This window comes from Streptomyces marianii (genome assembly GCF_005795905.1).
Lineage (GTDB): Bacteria > Actinomycetota > Actinomycetes > Streptomycetales > Streptomycetaceae > Streptomyces > Streptomyces marianii.
Map to the genome: position 1 here is coordinate 6,626,704 of NZ_VAWE01000001.1, position 18,523 is coordinate 6,645,226.

An 18,523-nucleotide genomic window follows, 5' to 3' on the forward strand; every position below is an offset into this window, starting at 1 on the left:
GCCCGGCACGGCGACTCGCGGCGTTGCCGAGTCAACCGAGCAGGCCCACCGCGAGGTCGATCCGGCGCCCTGCGATCCTTTCCCCCGGCCCGGGAGGGCCGGGGGAGACCCCGTGCACCGGACGCCGCTCCCCGACGGGCACCCCGCCTCACACGGCACTGGCCGGATGCCCGGGTGCCGGCTCCGGGATCACCCGTGCCACGCGCCCCTTTCGGACACCCTCCTCCGGCCCGTCGTCACCAGCCGCGCCGGTGCCACTCGGAGAGGTGCGGCCGCTCGTCGCCGAGCGTGGTGTCGTTGCCGTGGCCGGGGTAGACCCAGGTCTCGTCCGGCAGCACGTCGAAGAGCTTCGTCTCCACATCGCGGATCAGCGAGGCGAAGGCCTGCGGGTCCTTCCACGTGTTGCCCACGCCGCCGGGGAAGAGGCAGTCGCCCGTGAACACGTGCGGGTGGCCGTGCGGGTCGTCGTAGACGAGCGCGATCGAGCCGGGCGTGTGGCCGACCAGGTGGCGGGCGGTGAGCTCGACGTGGCCCACCCTGATCGTGTCGCCGTCGTCGAGCAGCACGTCGGTCGGCACCGGGATGCCGGCGGCGTCGTGGCGGCCCGCGTACGTGCGCGCGCCGGTCGCGCCCACCACGTCCGCCAGCGCGCCCCAGTGGTCGCCGTGCCGGTGTGTGGTGACGACGGACGTGATCCCGTCGTCACCGATCAGCCGGAGCAGTGTCTCGGGCTCGTCGGCCGCGTCGATCAGCAACTGCTCGTCGGTGGTCCGGCAGCGCAGCAGATAGGAGTTGTTGTCCATGGGGCCGACGGCGACCTTGGAGATCATCAGGGCCGCCAGCTCGTGGACGTCCGCCGGGCCGCCGACCGTCACCGCTCCGCTGTAAGTCATGGGGCCAGCGTACTCAGCCGGTCACAGCGGCGGCAGCACCGGCAGCGGGCCGCCGGTGACCTCGAGCGCCGAGCCGTCACGGCGGCCCGCGAGCCAGCCGAGCAGGTCCGCGGCGGCGCCCCGGACGGTGACCGGTCCGCCCGCGGCCCCGCCGCCCGTCGTCCAGGTCCGTCCGCAGTCGTCGGCGACGGTCGTGGGCGGCACGTCCTTGTGCCCGTCGAACCGTTCCGCGAGGAACTCGGTCTCGCGCTCGGTGAAGCCGGCCGGCAGGTCCTCCAGCTCGTAGCCGATACCGAGGTCCACGTGGTGCAGCTCGACCTCGATCAGCCGCCGGAAGGGGATGCGGGACGCGGCGTCCCTCACGCCGTTGCGGAGCTCCAGGGTCCGCGACCAGTCGGCGTCCGCCGTCGCCGCCGCCAGGAAGCGCTCCCCGGACTCGCGCACGTCGTCGAGCTGGTCGGGGAGCGGGCGGGGCGCGTCGCGCTCGATGTCGGTCTCGCGCGTCTCCGCGTTCGCGTACATGGGGCGGCCCTCGAAGACGTTCACGAGGGCGTCGGCATTGCGGGCGAGGTGGGCGAGGACGTGGCCGCGGCTCCAGCCGGGGAGCCGTGACGACCCGGCAACCGCCGCGTTGTCCAGGGCGGCGGCTGCGTTCAGCAGTCGCTCGGTCGCTTCACGCACGGAATCCAGGTCGGCTACGGGATCGATCATGGGGAAGACAATAGCCACGCCACACGTTCGAGTGAAGGTGGCCGGAGACCGGCGTTAATCGAATGCGCGTGCTATAGGCTCGGGGCAGAGCATTATGGAGGGCCGGGCTTCCGTCCGGCAGCCGTCGATCTCGTGGTCGCCCTAACCTGGAGCAGTCCGGGCCGGGGGCTGTGCCCCCGATGCTTCTCACGACCTGTCTCAAGAAAGGTGCGGACCCGGCGTGGCCGACCGTCTCATCGTCCGTGGCGCTCGCGAGCACAACCTGAAGAACGTCTCGCTCGACCTCCCGCGTGACTCACTCATCGTCTTCACCGGGCTCTCGGGGTCGGGCAAGTCGTCGCTCGCGTTCGACACGATCTTCGCCGAGGGGCAGCGCCGCTACGTCGAGTCGCTGTCCTCCTACGCCCGGCAGTTCCTGGGTCAGATGGACAAGCCGGACGTGGACTTCATCGAGGGCCTCTCCCCGGCCGTCTCGATCGACCAGAAGTCCACGTCGCGCAACCCCCGCTCCACGGTTGGCACGATCACCGAGGTCTACGACTACCTCCGGCTGCTCTTCGCGCGCATCGGCAAGCCGCACTGCCCCGAGTGCGGCCGCCCCATCACGCGCCAGTCCCCGCAGGCCATCGTCGACAAGGTGCTGGAGTTGCCCGAGGGCAGCCGCTTCCAGGTGCTGTCGCCGCTGGTGCGGGAGCGCAAGGGCGAGTTCGTCGACCTCTTCGCCGACCTGCAGTCCAAGGGGTACTCGCGGGCGCGGGTCGACGGGCGGACGATCCAGCTCACCGAGCCGCCGAAGCTCAAGAAGCAGGAGAAGCACACGATCGAGGTGGTCGTCGACCGCCTGACCGTCAAGGAGAGCGCCAAGCGCCGTCTCACGGACTCCGTGGAGACCGCGCTGGGACTGTCCGGCGGCATGGTCGTGCTGGACTTCGTCGACCTTCCCGAGGGCGACCCCGAGCGCGAGCGGATGTACTCGGAGCACCTCTACTGCCCGTACGACGACCTCTCGTTCGAGGAGCTCGAGCCCCGTTCGTTCTCCTTCAACTCGCCGTTCGGTGCCTGTCCCGACTGCACCGGCATCGGCACCCGGATGGAGGTCGACCCCGACCTGATCGTCCCGGACGAGGACCGCTCCCTGGACGACGGCGCGATCCACCCCTGGTCGCACGGTCATACCAAGGAGTACTTCGGGCGCCTGATCGGCGGGCTCTCCGACGCCCTCGGCTTCCGCACGGACATCCCATGGGCCGGGCTGCCGCAGCGCGCCAGGAAGGCCCTGCTGTACGGCCACAAGACCCAGGTCGAGGTCCGCTACCGGAACCGGTACGGGCGGGAACGCGCGTACACCACCCCGGCGTTCGAGGGCGCGGTGTCCTTCGTCAAGCGGCGCCACAGCGAGGCGGAGAGCGACTCCAGCCGGGAGCGCTTCGAGGGCTATATGCGCGAGGTGCCCTGCCCCACCTGCGACGGCACCCGGCTGAAGCCGATCGTCCTGGCCGTGACGGTCATGGACAGGTCGATCGCCGAGGTCTCGGCCATGTCGATCAGCGAGTGCGCCGACTTCCTGGGCAGGCTGACGCTCACCGCGCGCGACAAGAAGATCGCCGAGCGGGTGCTCAAGGAGGTCAACGAGCGGCTGAGGTTCCTGGTCGACGTCGGCCTGGACTACCTCTCCCTCAACCGGGCCGCGGGCACGCTGTCCGGCGGCGAGGCCCAGCGCATCCGCCTCGCCACCCAGATCGGCTCCGGCCTCGTGGGCGTGCTGTACGTCCTGGACGAGCCGTCGATCGGACTGCACCAGCGCGACAACCACCGGCTCATCGAGACCCTGGTGCGGCTGCGCGACATGGGCAACACCCTGATCGTCGTCGAGCACGACGAGGACACGATCAAGGTCGCCGACTGGGTCGTGGACATCGGCCCGGGAGCCGGCGAGCACGGCGGCAAGGTGGTCCACTCCGGACCGTTGAGGCAACTGCTGGCCAACCAGGACTCGATGACCGGGCTCTATCTGTCCGGGAAGAAGTCCATCGCGACGCCGGAGATCCGGCGGCCGCTGGACCCGGCGCGGCAGCTCACCGTGCACGGCGCCAGGGAGAACAACCTCCGGGACATCGACGTCTCGTTCCCGCTCGGTGTGCTCACGGCCGTCACCGGTGTCTCCGGCTCCGGGAAGTCCACGCTGGTCAACGACATCCTGTACACGCATCTGGCGCGCGAGCTGAACGGCGCCAAGTCGGTGCCGGGCCGGCACACCCGCGTGGACGGCGACGACCTCGTCGACAAGGTCGTCCACGTCGACCAGTCGCCCATCGGCCGTACACCCCGGTCCAACCCGGCGACGTACACCGGCGTCTTCGACCATGTGCGCAAGCTCTTCGCGGAGACGATGGAAGCGAAGGTGCGCGGCTATCTGCCGGGCCGCTTCTCCTTCAACGTCAAGGGCGGGCGCTGTGAGAACTGCTCCGGCGACGGCACGATCAAGATCGAGATGAACTTCCTGCCGGACGTGTACGTCCCGTGCGAGGTCTGCCACGGTGCGCGCTACAACCGGGAGACCCTGGAGGTCCACTACAAGGGCAAGTCCATCGCCGAGGTGCTGGACCTGCCGATCGAGGAGGCGCTGCACTTCTTCGAGGCCGTGCCGACCATCTCCCGTCACCTCAGGACGCTGACGGAGGTGGGCCTCGGGTACGTCAGGCTGGGTCAGCCGGCGCCGACGCTCTCCGGTGGCGAGGCGCAGCGGGTGAAGCTGGCGAGCGAGCTGCAGAAGCGGTCGACCGGCCGGACGGTCTACGTGCTGGACGAGCCGACCACGGGTCTGCACTTCGAGGACATCTCCAAGCTGATCAACGTACTGTCCGGACTGGTCGACAAGGGCAACACGGTGATCGTGATCGAGCACAACCTCGATGTGATCAAGACGGCCGACTGGGTCGTCGACATGGGCCCGGAGGGCGGCAGCGGCGGTGGCCTCGTCATCGCCGAGGGCACGCCCGAACAGGTCGCCGCGGTCCCGGCGAGCCACACCGGCAAGTTCCTGCGGGACATCCTGGGCCCTGAGCGCATCAGCGACTCGGTGCCACCGCAGTCCCGGAAGACGGCGGCGAAGAAGGCCTCGTCCCGGAAGCCGGTCTCGGCCAACTCCACCGCCGTGAAGAAGAGCACGGTCACGGCCAACGCGACCCCGGTGACGAAGAAGGCGGCAGTGTCGCGGACCCGCGCCCGCAAGGCCTGATCCGGGCCCTGGCCCCGGGCCCGCCGGCCGGCCCTGAACGCCCGTCGCCCCGGGTCCTGCCACCAGGAACCGGGGCGACGGGCGCTGGATCCCGCTTCCCGGGGCCGCGGCCCGCCCCGGGCCGATGTGTCCGACTCCCGGTCCGATGTGTCCTGGGCCCGACGCCGATGACCGAACAGCGACCGGCGCGGCCACCTGCACATCGCTTCGGGTCGTCCGTGTGCGGGCGTCGCCATGCCACCGGTCCCGTTTCCGGTTGGGCTTCCCGGCCCGCGTCCGGGCGGCTGTCGTGTCGCCGTTGCCGGGCCGCCCTGCCGCAGATCTCCGGCCGCAGTGTCCCCGTTCGGTGATTCTCCCCAGCGCCTCCGGGCCGGGGGACCCCGCGGCCGCCGTGCCGCGTCCCCGGGGCGCCGCGGTGCCGTCTTCCGGCGCCCGGCCGCCGGGCCGGCCCTCGCGTGCCCTCCGGGTCAGGCCAGTTCGGAGGCGTATGGGGGCTCCGCTCCCGTACGGGAGCAGGTGACGGCGGCGGCGCGGGCGGCGAACGCGAGCACCTCGGTCCAGCCGGCGGCGTCCAGGGCGAGCAGACCGCCGGGGGAGAGGGCGCCACGCCGGTGCAGGTCGTGCAGCAGTGCCGCGTTCACGGTGTCGCCCGCGCCGATCGTGTCGGCCACCGTCACGGCCGCCGCCGGGACGGCGGTCTCCACACCTTCCCGGGTGCGTACCGCGATGCCGCGGTCGCCGCGGGTCAGAACCACGGCGGCGGGGCCCTCGGCCAGCCACTGCTCCGGGGAGCCGCCGAGCCATGCGGCGTCGTCCTCCGAGAGCTTCAGCAGCGACACCGAGGGAAGCCAGCCCCCGAACCGTGCGCGGTAGGCGTCGGCGTCGGGCACGAGCCCCGGCCGGATGTTGGGGTCGAGCAGCGTGAACACCCCGCGCCGCGCCTCGCGTCGCAGCAGCGCCTCGTACGCGCTCGCCCCCGGCTCCAGCACCAGCGAGCACGTGCCGAGCGCGAGCGCCCGCACCCCGGCCGGCAGTTCCGGCGGCAGCTCGAACAGCCGGTCGGCGGTGCCGGTCATGTAGAAGCCGTAGCCGGCTGAGCCGTCCGCGCCGACCTCGGCGACCGCGAGGCTCGTCGGCTCCGGGCCGCGCTGCACCAGCGACGTCCGAACGCCCGCCGCGTGCAGACCGCCCAGCAGCGCCTCTCCGAAGCCGTCCGCCGACACGCGGGAGCAGAAGGTCACGGGGGATCCCAGCCGGCCCAGGGCCACCGCCGTGTTGTACGGGCCGCCGCCGGGCCGCGGCAGCAGGGGCGGCAGGCGGGCGTCCCCGGCGGCCGTCCGCTGCGGGACCAGGTCGATCAGGGACTCACCGGCGACGACGATCACGGCTGAGAACGTAACCCATCGCTCCCGGGCACGACAGTCCCTTCCCGAACGGCAGACCCGCCCGGAGGGGCCGCGATCTGCGCCGGTATCGTCGGGTTGGTCACCCACCCCGCCCCCCACTCGTGGAGATCTTCATGTCCGGCCGATCCACCGCCCGCCGTACCGTGCTGAAAGGCGCCGCCCTCGCCGGGGCCGCCGGGCTGGGGGTCGCCGCCTGCTCCACCGAGTCCAAGGTGGGCCACGCACAGGTCCCGACGCCGACCGCACCGGTCGACCTCGGCGCCGCCGAGGAAGTCCCCGTGGGCGGCGTCCGGCTCTACCGAGAGCAGCGGCTCGTCGTCCACTGCCCGGCGGAGGGCCGGTACAGGGCGTTCAGCGCCCAGTGCACCCACGCCGGCTGCGTGCTGGACAAGGTGGAGGGCACGGAGGGCAACTGCCCCTGCCACGGCAGCCGGTTCGACGTGACGACCGGCACGGCGCTCCGGGGGCCGGCGACCGTGCCGCTCCCGGAGGTCCCGGTGCGGGTGCGGGACGGGAAGCTCGTGGCCGGCCCGGAGGCGTGAGGGGCCCCGCCGTCCGCGCCCTGGGGCGTGAGCGGCCCCGCCGACCGAGCCCGGCGGGGTGAGCGTCTCCGCGTCCGCGTCCTGGGGTGCGAGCCGCTCACGCCCGAGGAGCCCGGCACGCGGTCCCCGACCCCGGCGGTCCGGCCGACGCCCGTGCGCGGCGGTACGGCGGCGGTACCGGGTCCCGGCGCACACCGCGGCAAGCCTCCGGGCGAGGCGCTGTCCCCCTCGGGCGTGCGCTGACCGTCTCCGTCAGCGTTCCCACTCCCACTCGATCCCCTGGATCCCGGGCCGGACGTCCTGCTCGACCAGGTGCACCGCCGGGTGTGTGCCGCTCGGGGCCAGTTCCGCGCGGCAGATCCGTGCCGCGCCGGGGGAGTTCTGGGCGAAGTGCCGGCACCGTACCGGCAGCGCCGCCCCGTCGAAGCGGACCTGCAGTACGTACTGACCGCCGGCCGCGCGGAAGCCCCGTACGTACTCACCGCTCGGGCCCGCCGTGCCGTCCTCGAAGCCGTAGCCGAGGAGGTACGTCTCACCGGACCGCAGCCCGGCGTCGAGGAGCAGTTCCGCGACCAGCACCCCCGCCTCCCGGTCGTACCGGACGCGCCCCGGGCGGCAGTTCTCCGTGGCCCGCACGGTCACCCGCGCCGGATCCCACCCGGGATCCCCGCGATGCACCGCCAGTAGCCGGTCGACGCCGTCGCGGTGGGCGCGCACCACCTTCTCCGAGTCCCGGCCCAGCAACTCGCGGTCCGGCCCGATCCGTACGCGCTCGTGGTGCCCCACCGTGTGCAGCCCGCCGTCCGCGGGCCGCCCGAGTCCGGCGAGCAGCCGCTCCACCGCCCCGGACACCTCGCCCGGCGCACGCGGCGAACGGGCCGCGGGGCGCTGGGGGCCGGGCCCGGCCTCCTCGGGGAGCAGCCGCAGCAGGGAGTTCTCCGGCAGCCGGAGCACGTCCTCCAGCGCCCGTACGGCCCGCAGCGACTCGGGGCGCTGAGGGCGCCGGGCGCCCTGCTGCCAGTAACTCAGACTGGTCACCCCGACCTTGATCCCCCGGTGTGCGAGATGGTGCTGCACCCGCTGCAGCGGCAGCCCCCGCACCGCGAACGCGGCGCGCAGAGCGAGGTGGAAGGGGCCCGTGCGCAGCACCCGGTCCAGTTCGGCCTGGGTGTGCGCGGGGTGCGCGGCGTGCCCCATGGGTCTCCTCGATGGACGTTCACGGCCGTCCGGTGGGCCCTCGCGCCGAGGGGCGGGGCGTGCGGACGGGACCGGCGGCAGGCGGCGCGGTACGGACGGGACCGATGGCAGGTGTCACGGGGCCTTCGGTGCCGCCGTCACAGCCGCGTGTCACCCCGCATTGAAGCGTGCCGGTCCCGTCCGGACAACGGTTGTCCGGGTGCCGGTCCGAATGCCGCGGGAGCCTGGCCGAAGCGTCCGTATTGCGCCGTCGCACGGTGAGGGGCCGGACACCGGCCGTAGCGGCGGCGGCCCTCGGGGCTCTTCCGGCGAGGACCCGGCGTCGGGGCCGGCGCCCGGGCGGGAGGGCGGGTGCCCGGGCCCCTCCGGCGGCCCCGGTTGTCCGTGCCCGCCAGTAGGGTGGGCGGCATGGCAGACCCCTCCAGCTACCGCCCCAAGCCGGGACAGATCCCCGACTCGCCGGGGGTCTACAAGTTCCGCGACGCGCACCGCCGGGTGATCTACGTCGGCAAGGCGAAGAGTCTGCGGCAGCGGCTGGCGAACTACTTCCAGGACCTGGCGGGTCTGCATCCGCGCACCCGCACGATGGTCACGACCGCGGCCTCCGTGGAGTGGACCGTCGTCTCCACGGAGGTGGAGGCCCTCCAGCTGGAGTACTCCTGGATCAAGGAGTTCGATCCCCGCTTCAACGTCAAGTACCGGGACGACAAGAGCTACCCGTACCTCGCGGTGACCATGAACGAGGAGTTCCCGAGGGTCCAGGTGATGCGCGGCGCCAAGAAGAAGGGCGTGCGCCACTTCGGTCCGTACGCGCACGCCTGGGCGATCCGCGAGACGGTCGACCTGATGCTCCGGGTCTTCCCGGTGCGCACCTGCTCCGCCGGGGTCTTCAAGAACGCGGAGCGCACCGGCAGGCCCTGTCTGCTGGGGTACATCGGCAAGTGCTCCGCGCCTTGCGTCGGCAGGACCGGCGCCGCGGAGCACCGCGAACTGGCCGAGGAGTTCTGCGACTTCATGGCCGGTCGCACCGGCACCTACATCCGCCGCCTGGAGAAGGAGATGACGGCGGCGGCCGAGGACATGGAGTACGAGCGGGCCGCCCGCCTGCGGGACGACATAGAGGCCCTGAGGCGCGCCATGGAGAAGAACGCGGTGGTGCTGGCCGACGCCACCGACGCGGATCTGATCGCGGTCGCCGAGGACGAGCTGGAGGCCGCCGTCCAGATCTTCCACGTCCGCGGCGGGCGCGTGCGCGGCCAGCGCGGCTGGGTCACCGACAAGGTCGAGGCCGTCGACACGTCCGGACTCGTCGAGCACGCGCTGCAGCAGCTGTACGGGGAGGAGAGCGGTGACTCCGTCCCCAAGGAGGTCCTCGTCCCGGCTCTGCCCGAGGACCTCGCCGCGGTCACCCAGTGGCTCGGCGACCGCCGGGGTTCGGCCGTGTCGCTGCGCATCCCCCAGCGCGGCGACAAGAAGGACCTGATGGAGACGGTCGGGCGGAACGCCCAGCAGGCCCTCGTCCTGCACAAGACGAAGCGCGCCAGCGATCTGACGACCCGCTCCCGGGCCCTGGAGGAGATCGCAGGGGCGCTCGGCCTGGACTCGGCGCCGCTGCGCATCGAGTGCTTCGACATCTCGCACCTCCAGGGCGAGGACGTGGTCGCGTCCATGGTCGTGTTCGAGGACGGGCTGCCCCGGAAGAGCGAGTACCGGCGCTTCCAGATCAAGGGGCGTGTCGGAGATACGCAGATCTGGCACGGCGAGGGCCAGGACGACGTCCGCTCGATGCACGAGGTGATCAGCCGGCGCTTCCGGCGCTACCTCGCGGAGCGGGAGAAGACCGGCGAGTGGGCGGTCCCGGAGGACGGCGAGGTCGTGGCGGGCGGTGAGGTGCCGTCGGCGCCGGTGGACGACGGCAGACCCAAGAGGTTCGCCTACCCGCCTCAGCTGGTGCTCGTCGACGGCGGGCAGCCCCAGGTCGCGGCTGCCCAGCGGGCCCTGGACGAGCTGGGGATCGACGACGTCGCCGTCGCCGGCATCGCCAAGCGCATGGAGGAGGTGTGGCTCCCCGGAGAGGACGACCCGGTCGTGCTGCCCCGCTCCAGCGAGGGGCTCTACCTCATCCAGCGGGTGCGTGACACCGCTCACGACTTCGCGATCCGCTACCAGCGGTCCAAGCGCAGCAAGCGGCTGCGGACCGGTCCGCTGGACTCCGTGCCGGGCCTCGGCGAGTCCCGCAAGCAGGCGCTGATCAAGCACTTCGGCTCGGTGAAACGGCTGCGGCAGGCGACGATAGAGCAAATCTGCGAGGTCCCGGGCTTCGGCAGGAAGACCGCGGAGTCCGTGGCCGTCGCCCTGGCGCAGGCCGCTCCGGCCGCCCCTGCGGTGAACACGGCGACAGGCGAGATCATGGAAGAGGACCACGGGGCAGCGGAGACGGAAGGAATCGGGGGAACCACGGAATGACCGAGCGGAACAGACAAGAACACGGAGCAGGAGACGTGAGTACGGGCACGACCGAGGCCGGGCAGGCCGCAGAGGCGGCCATCCCCGAGCTGGTGATCATCTCCGGAATGTCGGGCGCCGGCCGCAGCACCGCGGCGAAGTGCCTGGAGGACCTCGGCTGGTTCGTCGTGGACAACCTGCCGCCCGCGCTGATCCCCACCATGGTGGAGCTCGGCGCACGCTCCCAGGGCAACGTGGCCCGGATCGCCGTCGTCGTGGACGTCCGCGGCCGGCGGTTCTTCGACAACCTCCGCGAGTCCCTCGCGGACCTCGACACCAAGCAGGTCACTCGCCGGATCGTCTTCCTGGAGTCGTCCGACGAGGCCCTGGTGCGCCGTTTCGAGTCGGTACGCCGTCCGCACCCGCTGCAGGGCGACGGCCGGATCGTCGACGGCATCGCCGCCGAGAGGGACCTGCTGCGGGAGCTGCGCGGCGACGCCGACCTCGTGATCGACACCTCCAGCCTCAACGTCCACGAGCTGCGCGCCAAGATGGACGCCCAGTTCGCGGGCGACGAGGAGCCGGAGCTGCGGGCCACCGTGATGTCGTTCGGGTACAAGTACGGCCTGCCCGTCGACGCCGACCTCGTGGTGGACTGCCGCTTCCTGCCGAACCCGCACTGGGTCCCGGAGCTGCGGCCCTTCACCGGGCTGAACGAGGAGGTGTCGGGCTATGTGTTCGACCAGCCCGGGGCCAAGGAGTTCCTCAACCAGTACACCGAACTGCTGCAGCTGATCGCCGCGGGTTACCGCCGCGAGGGCAAGCGCTACGTGACGATCGCCGTGGGCTGCACGGGCGGCAAGCACCGCTCCGTCGCCATGTCCGAGAAGCTCGCCGCCCGGCTCGGCTCCGAGGGGATCGAGACCGTCGTCGTCCACCGGGACATGGGGCGCGAGTGACCGCACGCAATCTCCGGCTGCGCCGGCTGCGGGGCAGTGACGCGCTCCGCACCGGCCGCAGACGCGGAACCCAGCCCAAGGTCGTCGCCCTCGGCGGCGGTATGGGCCTCTCCGCGTCCCTAGCGGCGCTGCGCCGCATCACGGGCGACCTCACCGCCGTAGTCACCGTCGCGGACGACGGGGGCTCCAGCGGGCGGCTCCGCAAGGAGCTCGGGGTGCTGCCGCCCGGCGATCTCCGCAAGGCGCTCGCGGCGCTGTGCGGGGACGACGACTGGGGCCAGACCTGGTCCCGGGTCATCCAGCACCGCTTCCAGTCCCAGGGCGAGCTGCACGAGCACGCGGTCGGCAATCTGCTGATCGTCGCGCTGTGGGAGCAGCTCGGCGACCATGTGCAGGCCCTGGACCTGGTCGGCAGGCTGCTCGGCGCCCACGGCCGGGTGCTGCCCATGTCCGCCGTGCCGCTGGAGCTCCAGGCGCTGGTCAGGGGGCACGATCCGGCGCGCCCCGACGAGGTGGGCACGGTGCGCGGCCAGGCGACCGTGGCGCTGACCCGGGGCGAGGTGCAGTCCGTGCACCTGGTGCCGAACGATCCGCCGGCCGTCCCGGAGGCCGTCGAGGCCGTGCTGGACGCCGACTGGGTGGTCCTCGGCCCCGGCTCCTGGTTCTCCTCGGTGATCCCCCACCTCCTCGTGCCCGAGCTGCTGGACGCGCTCGTCGAGACCAAGGCCCGGCGTGTCCTGTCGCTCAACCTCGCTCCGCAGCCCGGGGAAACGGAGGGCTTCTCTCCGCAGCGTCATTTGGAGGTTTTGGGGCGACACGCCCCTAAACTCGCCCTGGACGTGGTGCTGGCCGACGAGGCCGCCGTGCCCGACCGCGAGTCCCTCGCCGACGCGGCGAAGCGGCTCGGTGCCGCGGTCGAGCTGGCGCCCGTGGCGAGACCCGACGGGGCTCCGAAGCACGATCCGGAGCTGTTGGCCGCCGCGTACGACCGTATTTTTCGGATGCATGGAAGGATCGGCCCATGGCGATGACGGCAGCGGTGAAGGACGAGATCTCCCGGCTCCCCGTCACCCGGACCTGCTGCAGAAAGGCGGAGGTCTCGGCGATCCTGCGGTTCGCGGGCGGACTGCACCTGGTCAGCGGCCGCATCGTGATCGAGGCGGAGCTGGACACGGGCATCGCGGCGCGCAGGCTCCGCAAGGACATCCTGGAGATCTTCGGACATTCCTCGGACCTCGTGGTGATGGCCCCCGGTGGGCTGCGGCGCGGTTCGCGCTACGTCGTCCGCGTGGTGGCGGGCGGTGACCAGCTGGCCCGTCAGACCGGGCTGGTCGACGGCCGGGGCCGGCCCATCCGGGGCCTGCCGCCCCAGGTGGTCTCGGGCGCCACCTGCGACGCGGAGGCCGCCTGGCGGGGCGCCTTCCTCGCCCACGGCTCGCTGACCGAGCCCGGCCGTTCGTCCTCGCTCGAGGTGACGTGCCCCGGCCCGGAGGCCGCGCTGGCGCTGGTCGGTGCCGCGCGCCGGCTCTCCATCGCCGCGAAGGCCCGCGAGGTCCGCGGAGTGGACCGGGTCGTGGTGCGCGACGGCGACGCGATCGGCGCGCTGCTGACCCGGCTCGGCGCCCACGAGTCGGTCCTGGCCTGGGAGGAGCGGCGGATGCGCCGTGAGGTCCGGGCCACCGCCAACCGGCTGGCCAACTTCGACGACGCCAATCTGCGCCGCTCGGCCCGGGCCGCGGTCGCCGCGGGCGCGCGGGTGCAGCGCGCGCTGGAGATCCTCGGCGAGGAGGTCCCCGAGCACCTCGCGGCGGCGGGCCGGCTGCGCATGGAGCACAAGCAGGCGTCGCTGGAGGAGCTGGGCGCCCTCGCGGACCCGCCGCTGACGAAGGACGCGGTCGCGGGCCGTATCCGCAGGCTGCTGGCGATGGCCGACAAGCGTGCCCAGGACCTCGGGATCCCGGGTACGGAGTCCAATCTGACGGAGGAGATGGCCGACGGCCTGGTGGGCTGAGCCCGCCCGGGGGCGCACCGGCTGTCCGAGCGGCGGCGCCCGAGGCCGCGCACACGGAGGCCCCGTGGCCGAGGCCGCGTCCCGGGTGGCGCGCTCCAGGGCCGTGCTCGCCGGTCCGCTCTCGTCGGGTCGCGTTGGCGACGAGTGCTGCCGCTGAGGCCGCGTTGCGCGGGCGTGTTTCCGGCGGCCCCGTGCGCAGGGCCGTGCTCGCCGGTTTCGCCGTTCACCGGGGCGGCGCCCGTGAGCGTCCTGCGAGCACGAGGTCCCGCGGTCCGTGCCGCTCGGTCGGGCTCACCGGGCCGCGCCTGCCGAAACCCCCGTCCGCTGAGGCCGCGTTGCGCGGGCGTGTTTCCGGCGGCCCCGTGCGCAGGGCCGTGCTCGCCGGTTTCGCCGTTCACCGGGGCGGCGCCCGTGAGCGTCCTGCGAGCACGAGGTCCCGCGGTCCGTGCCGCTCGGTCGGGCTCACCGGGCCGCGCCTGCCGAAACCCCCGTCCGCTGAGGCCGCGTTCCGCGGGCGAATGCCCCGCGCCCCAGCCCGCGAGCCGTGCTCCGAACGTCATGGCCCCACAGAGCCGCGAGAACGGATCCGCTGCACCGATCCGTTCCACCGGGCCCCGGCCGGGGCGGATCGCCGAAGTCCCTCCCGCCCTGCGGGCGAACGCAGCTGCCTCCGCAACACACCCTGGCCGCAGGCCGTCTCGCGTCCGTTCGTGGGTATCACGGCCCGTCAGGCCGTCCCGCGTCCGTCCGTGGGTATCACGGCCCGTCAGGCCCTCCGTGGCCGGACGGGCCTTTGCGCACCCGGCACCCACCGCTCCCGCTCGACACCAGCACGCTTCCTTACCAACGCCCGGCGTGCGGGCGCCACTTGGCCGTCGAGGGCATCTTGACATGATCATGAACTGTCATGAGCCTGGCATCTGTTTTCTTTCGCGACAGACGAAAGCAAGGGGGGCCAATGAGACGAAGAGCGAGATCGATCCTCGCCGCGACCTCACTCCTGATGGCCGGTCTGGCCGCCGCGCCGCTCGCCCGGGCGGACACGGGCGCGGACGACGCCGGACTCTCCGTGTGGCAGGCGGAAGTCACCAAGGAGCAGGTGCCACTGCTTCTCCAGGCAGGCGCCGACGGTCATGAACTGACCGAGCAGGTGCCGGCCGAGGGCACCGCCACGGTCGAGGTGTTCCTCACCGACGACCAGGCGGGCGCGCTCCGCGACAAGGGCGTGAGCCTCACCGAACACACCGTGTCCGGCGCCGCGAAGAAGCGCGTCGCCGCCGCCGGGGACGGTGTCTTCCGGCCGTACGGCGGGGAGGGCGGCCTCCAGGAGGAGATCCTCGCCGTCGCCGCCGCCAACCCGTCGATCACGAAGGTCGTCAGCATCGGCAGGACCGTGCAGGGCAAGGACATCCTCGCCCTCAAGCTGACCAAGGGCGCCAAGAAGTACCGGGACGGCGCCAAGCCGTCGACCCTCTACATGTCCAACCAGCACGCCCGTGAGTGGATCACGCCCGAGATGACCCGGCGGCTGCTCCACCACTACGTGGACGGCTACGGCGAGGACCGGCGCATCACCCGGATCGTGGACCGCACCGAGCTGTGGTTCCTGCTGTCCGCCAACCCGGACGGCTACGACTTCACCCACGTCGCCGACGGCAACCGCCTCTGGCGCAAGAACCTGCGCGACAACAACGGCGACGGCAGGATCACCACCGGCGACGGCGTGGACCTGAACCGCAACTTCGCCTACAAGTGGGGCTATGACAACGAGGGGTCGTCCCCCAACCCCGCCAGTGAGACCTACCGCGGCTCCGGTCCCTCCTCCGAGCCCGAGACCGTCGCGCTGGACCGCTTCCAGAAGCGCATCGGCTTCGAGTACGGCATCAACTACCACTCCGCCGCCGAACTGATCCTGTACGGCGTGGGCTGGCAGGTCGCCACCCCCACGCCGGACGACGTGCTCTACAAGGCGCTGGCGGGCACCCCCGACAACCCGGCCGTACCCGGCTACTACCCCCAGGTCTCCTCCGAGCTCTACACCACCAACGGAGAGGCCGACGGCCACGCGGCCAACGTCAACGGGACGATGATGTTCACCCCGGAGATGACGACCTGCCAGACCGCCTCGGCCATCGACCCGAACGACCGGTGGCGGCCCGAGGACTGCCGCTCGGGCTTCAACTTCCCCGACGACGAGAAGCTGATCCAGGCGGAGTTCGCGAAGAACGTCGACTTCGCGCTGTCCGTCGCCGAGACCGCGGTCCACCCCGACCGGCCGTCGTCGGCGGTCGGTCTGGAGGCCCCCGACTTCACCGTCGACCCGTTCACGACCTCCTACTCGCGCGGCGGCGACCAGGAAGTGTCCGTCATCGCCCGCAAGTCCCTGCGGGACAAGGAGCTCAAGTACCGCGTCAACGGCGGCCGTACCCACGACATGGCCCTCCGGCCGTGGCGGGGCGGGGAGACCTACGGCGGCGAGGACAACATCCGCTTCGACCAGTACCGAGCCAAGGTCAAGGACGGGGACGTCGGCGACCGGGTCGAGGTCTGGTTCACCGGCGAGACCAGAAGCGGAAAGCGAGTCTCCAGCGAGCACTTCACCTACACCGTCGCGGTCCGGCCCAGAGCGGAGACCGTGGTGGTGGCGGAGGAGGGCGCGCCGGCCCAGCACGCCCGGACGTACGTCGACGCGCTCCGGGCCAACGGACGCAAGGCCGTCGTCTGGGACGTCGCCACGCAGGGCGCCCCTCACCCGCTCGGCGTCCTCGGCCACTTCTCCACCGCCGTGCACTACACCGGCGCGCAGGCGCCCGGCGGAACCACCCAGCTCGCCCTGCGCGACTTCCTCAACGAGGGCGGCAAGCTGATCGAGGCCGGAGAGCTGGCCGGCGGCAACGCCCAGGTCGGCAGGGCCGCGACCAACGACTTCAGCCAGTACTGGCTGGGCGCGTACAGCCGTGCCTCGGCGCCCGGTGCCACCGGGTTCGCCGGAGCGGGAACGCTCACCGGATCCGGCGGGCCCCTGTCCGGCGCCGCCGGCAACCCGCTGAACGCGCCCGGTGCGTACACGGTCACCTCCGACACCCTGCCGGCCGCGCGGTTCCCGCAGTTCGCGAGCGCCCAGGCGGGCCGCTACGGCGGGGTGAGCAATCCCTACACCCCGTACGAGGGCTCGTCGATGGCCAGCGCGACGCACGAGGACAACGACTGGAAGCGTCTCACCCGGACCGTCGACCTCACCGGGGTCACCGCGGCAGACAGGCCGCGGCTGAAGCTCGCGCTCAACTGGAACACCGAGCCGGGCTACGACCACGCGGTCCTGGAGGCCCACACCGTGGGGGCCGAGGACTGGACGACGCTCCCGGACGAGGGCGGGCTCAGCGGCACCGCGGTACCGGAGGAGTGCGAGGCCGGGTACTTCCTGGGCGGGCATCCCTTCCTGCGCCACTACCTCACCCTCGGCTCCGGCGTCTGCACCGCGACCGGATCCAGCGGCACCTGGAACAGCTTCACCGGCTCCTCCGCCGGCTGGAAGCAGGTGTCCTTCGACCTGAGCGCCTACGCGGGCAGTCGGGTCGAGCTCTCCCTCGCCTACGTCACCGACCCGGGCAGCGGCGGACGCGGCGTGTTCGCCGACGACGCCGCCCTGGTCGTCGGCGGGGCGGAGAGGGAGAGCGAGGGCTTCGAGACCTCACTCGGTCCGTGGACCACGCCGGGGGCGCCGGAGGGCAGCCCCGCGCTCGGTGGTGACTGGGCGCGCACAGGTGAGCTGTTCGTCTCCTATGCGGCCGTCACCACCCGGGACACCGTCCTGCTGGGCTTCGGCCTGGAGCACGTCACCGCGCCCGCGGACCGCAGCGCACTGGTCCGCAAGGCGCTCGCCGCGCTCCGTCGCTGACACTGCGTAGTCACCGAAAGGCGCCGGTGGTTCGTACTTGTCGGTAGGTACGGGCCACCGGTTTCGGCTCGATCCGGGGGCGTGCTCGATGCCACTCCGGCTGCCCCGGGGAGGTAGGGTCGTAAGCGGTCGGGGACATCCCATATCAGCTCGCCGGCGTCGAAACCGGCGTACCACTGAGGAGATCGGTTCGTGACGATCCGCGTAGGCATCAACGGCTTTGGCCGCATCGGTCGTAATTACTTCCGCGCGCTGCTGGAGCAGGGTGCAGACATCGAGATCGTGGCTGTCAACGACCTGGGTGACACCGCGACCACCGCTCACCTGCTGAAGTACGACACCATCCTCGGCCGTCTGAAGGCCGAGGTCAGCCACACCGCAGACACCATCACCGTCGACGGCCACACCATCAAGGTGCTCTCGGAGCGCAACCCGGCCGACATCCCCTGGGGCGAGTTCGGCGTCGACATCGTCATCGAGTCCACCGGCATCTTCACGAAGAAGGCGGACGCCGAGAAGCACCTCGCCGGCGGCGCCAAGAAGGTCCTCATCTCGGCTCCGGCCACCGACGAGGACATCACCATCGTGATGGGTGTGAACCAGGACAAGTACGAGCCCGCGCAGCACAACGTCATCTCCAACGCCTCGTGCACCACCAACTGTGTGGCCCCGATGGCCAAGGTCCTCGACGAGAACTTCGGCATCGTCAAGGGCATGATGACGACGGTCCACGCCTACACCAACGACCAGCGCATCCTCGACTTCCCGCACAAGGACCTGCGCCGCGCCCGCGCCGCCGCGGAGAACATCATCCCGACCTCGACGGGTGCCGCGAAGGCCACCGCCCTGGTCCTCCCGCAGCTCAAGGGCAAGCTGGACGGCATCGCCATGCGCGTCCCGGTCCCCACCGGCTCCGTCACCGACCTCGTCCTGGAGCTCGACCGCGAGGTCACCAGGGACGAGATCAACTCCGCCTTCCAGAAGGCCTCCGAGGGCCAGCTGAAGGGAGTCCTGGAGTACACCGAGGACCCGATCGTCTCCTCGGACATCGTGAACTGGCCGGCTTCCTGCACCTTCGACTCGAAGCTGACCATGGTCCAGGGCAAGCAGGTCAAGGTCGTCGGCTGGTACGACAACGAATGGGGCTACTCCAACCGCCTCGTCGACCTCACGGTCTTCGTCGGCAACCAGCTCTGATCGCCTGCCGGCGACGGTAAGCACAC

12 protein-coding genes are annotated in these 18,523 nt (G+C 71.9%); 8 read left to right on the forward strand and 4 right to left on the reverse strand.

Annotation, left to right across the window (positions count from 1 at the left end):
* Positions 1-236 precede the first annotated feature (236 nt).
* Positions 237-893, reverse strand: coding sequence for an MBL fold metallo-hydrolase (locus FEF34_RS30015; protein WP_138055953.1), 657 nt, complete (start codon positions 891-893; stop codon positions 237-239).
* Between the two features lie 21 nt (positions 894-914).
* A complete protein-coding gene (locus FEF34_RS30020; RefSeq protein ID WP_138055954.1) occupies positions 915-1,604 on the reverse strand; it encodes a maleylpyruvate isomerase family mycothiol-dependent enzyme in 690 nt (229 codons plus the stop codon).
* Between the two features lie 220 nt (positions 1,605-1,824).
* Here FEF34_RS30020 and uvrA point away from each other — a divergent pair, with 220 nt between their 5' ends.
* Positions 1,825-4,842, forward strand: coding sequence for an excinuclease ABC subunit UvrA (gene uvrA / locus FEF34_RS30025; RefSeq protein ID WP_138055955.1), 3,018 nt, complete (start codon positions 1,825-1,827; stop codon positions 4,840-4,842).
* 467 nt (positions 4,843-5,309) lie between these two features.
* On the opposite strand, the gene FEF34_RS30030 is transcribed toward uvrA, so the two are convergent.
* Complete coding sequence (locus tag FEF34_RS30030) at positions 5,310-6,227, reverse strand: carbohydrate kinase family protein (protein WP_138055956.1); 918 nt, start codon at positions 6,225-6,227, stop codon at positions 5,310-5,312.
* Between the two features lie 134 nt (positions 6,228-6,361).
* Here FEF34_RS30030 and FEF34_RS30035 point away from each other — a divergent pair, with 134 nt between their 5' ends.
* The gene (locus tag FEF34_RS30035; RefSeq protein ID WP_138055957.1) at positions 6,362-6,790 is read left to right on the forward strand and encodes a Rieske (2Fe-2S) protein; all 429 of its coding nucleotides are present in this window, start codon (positions 6,362-6,364) and stop codon (positions 6,788-6,790) included.
* Between the two features lie 252 nt (positions 6,791-7,042).
* On the opposite strand, the gene FEF34_RS30040 is transcribed toward FEF34_RS30035, so the two are convergent.
* Positions 7,043-7,987: a hypothetical protein gene (locus FEF34_RS30040; RefSeq protein ID WP_138055958.1), complete on the reverse strand. Its 945-nt coding sequence runs from the start codon at positions 7,985-7,987 to the stop codon at positions 7,043-7,045.
* Between the two features lie 408 nt (positions 7,988-8,395).
* Here FEF34_RS30040 and uvrC point away from each other — a divergent pair, with 408 nt between their 5' ends.
* The 6 genes from uvrC (at position 8,396) to gap (ending at position 18,497) form a co-directional block, all read left to right on the forward strand.
* Positions 8,396-10,453, forward strand: coding sequence for an excinuclease ABC subunit UvrC (uvrC, locus tag FEF34_RS30045; RefSeq protein WP_138055959.1), 2,058 nt, complete (start codon positions 8,396-8,398; stop codon positions 10,451-10,453).
* Positions 10,450-11,391 carry an RNase adapter RapZ gene (gene rapZ, locus FEF34_RS30050; protein ID WP_138055960.1) on the forward strand — a complete coding sequence of 314 codons (942 nt, stop codon included), beginning with the start codon at positions 10,450-10,452 and terminating at the stop codon, positions 11,389-11,391. The genes uvrC and rapZ overlap by 4 nt, the downstream gene beginning before the upstream one ends.
* The gene (locus tag FEF34_RS30055) at positions 11,388-12,422 is read left to right on the forward strand and encodes a gluconeogenesis factor YvcK family protein (protein WP_138055961.1); all 1,035 of its coding nucleotides are present in this window, start codon (positions 11,388-11,390) and stop codon (positions 12,420-12,422) included. Before rapZ ends, FEF34_RS30055 begins: the two co-directional genes overlap by 4 nt.
* The gene (whiA, locus tag FEF34_RS30060) at positions 12,413-13,402 is read left to right on the forward strand and encodes a DNA-binding protein WhiA (RefSeq protein ID WP_093653140.1); all 990 of its coding nucleotides are present in this window, start codon (positions 12,413-12,415) and stop codon (positions 13,400-13,402) included. Before FEF34_RS30055 ends, whiA begins: the two co-directional genes overlap by 10 nt.
* Positions 13,403-14,360: 958 nt before the next feature.
* On the forward strand, positions 14,361-17,300 hold the full coding sequence (locus FEF34_RS30065) for a M14 family metallopeptidase (RefSeq protein ID WP_138055962.1): 2,940 nt from the start codon (positions 14,361-14,363) through the stop codon (positions 17,298-17,300).
* Between the two features lie 192 nt (positions 17,301-17,492).
* Positions 17,493-18,497 carry a type I glyceraldehyde-3-phosphate dehydrogenase gene (gene gap / locus FEF34_RS30070; RefSeq protein ID WP_138055963.1) on the forward strand — a complete coding sequence of 335 codons (1,005 nt, stop codon included), beginning with the start codon at positions 17,493-17,495 and terminating at the stop codon, positions 18,495-18,497.
* The last annotated feature ends 26 nt before the right edge of the window (positions 18,498-18,523 follow it).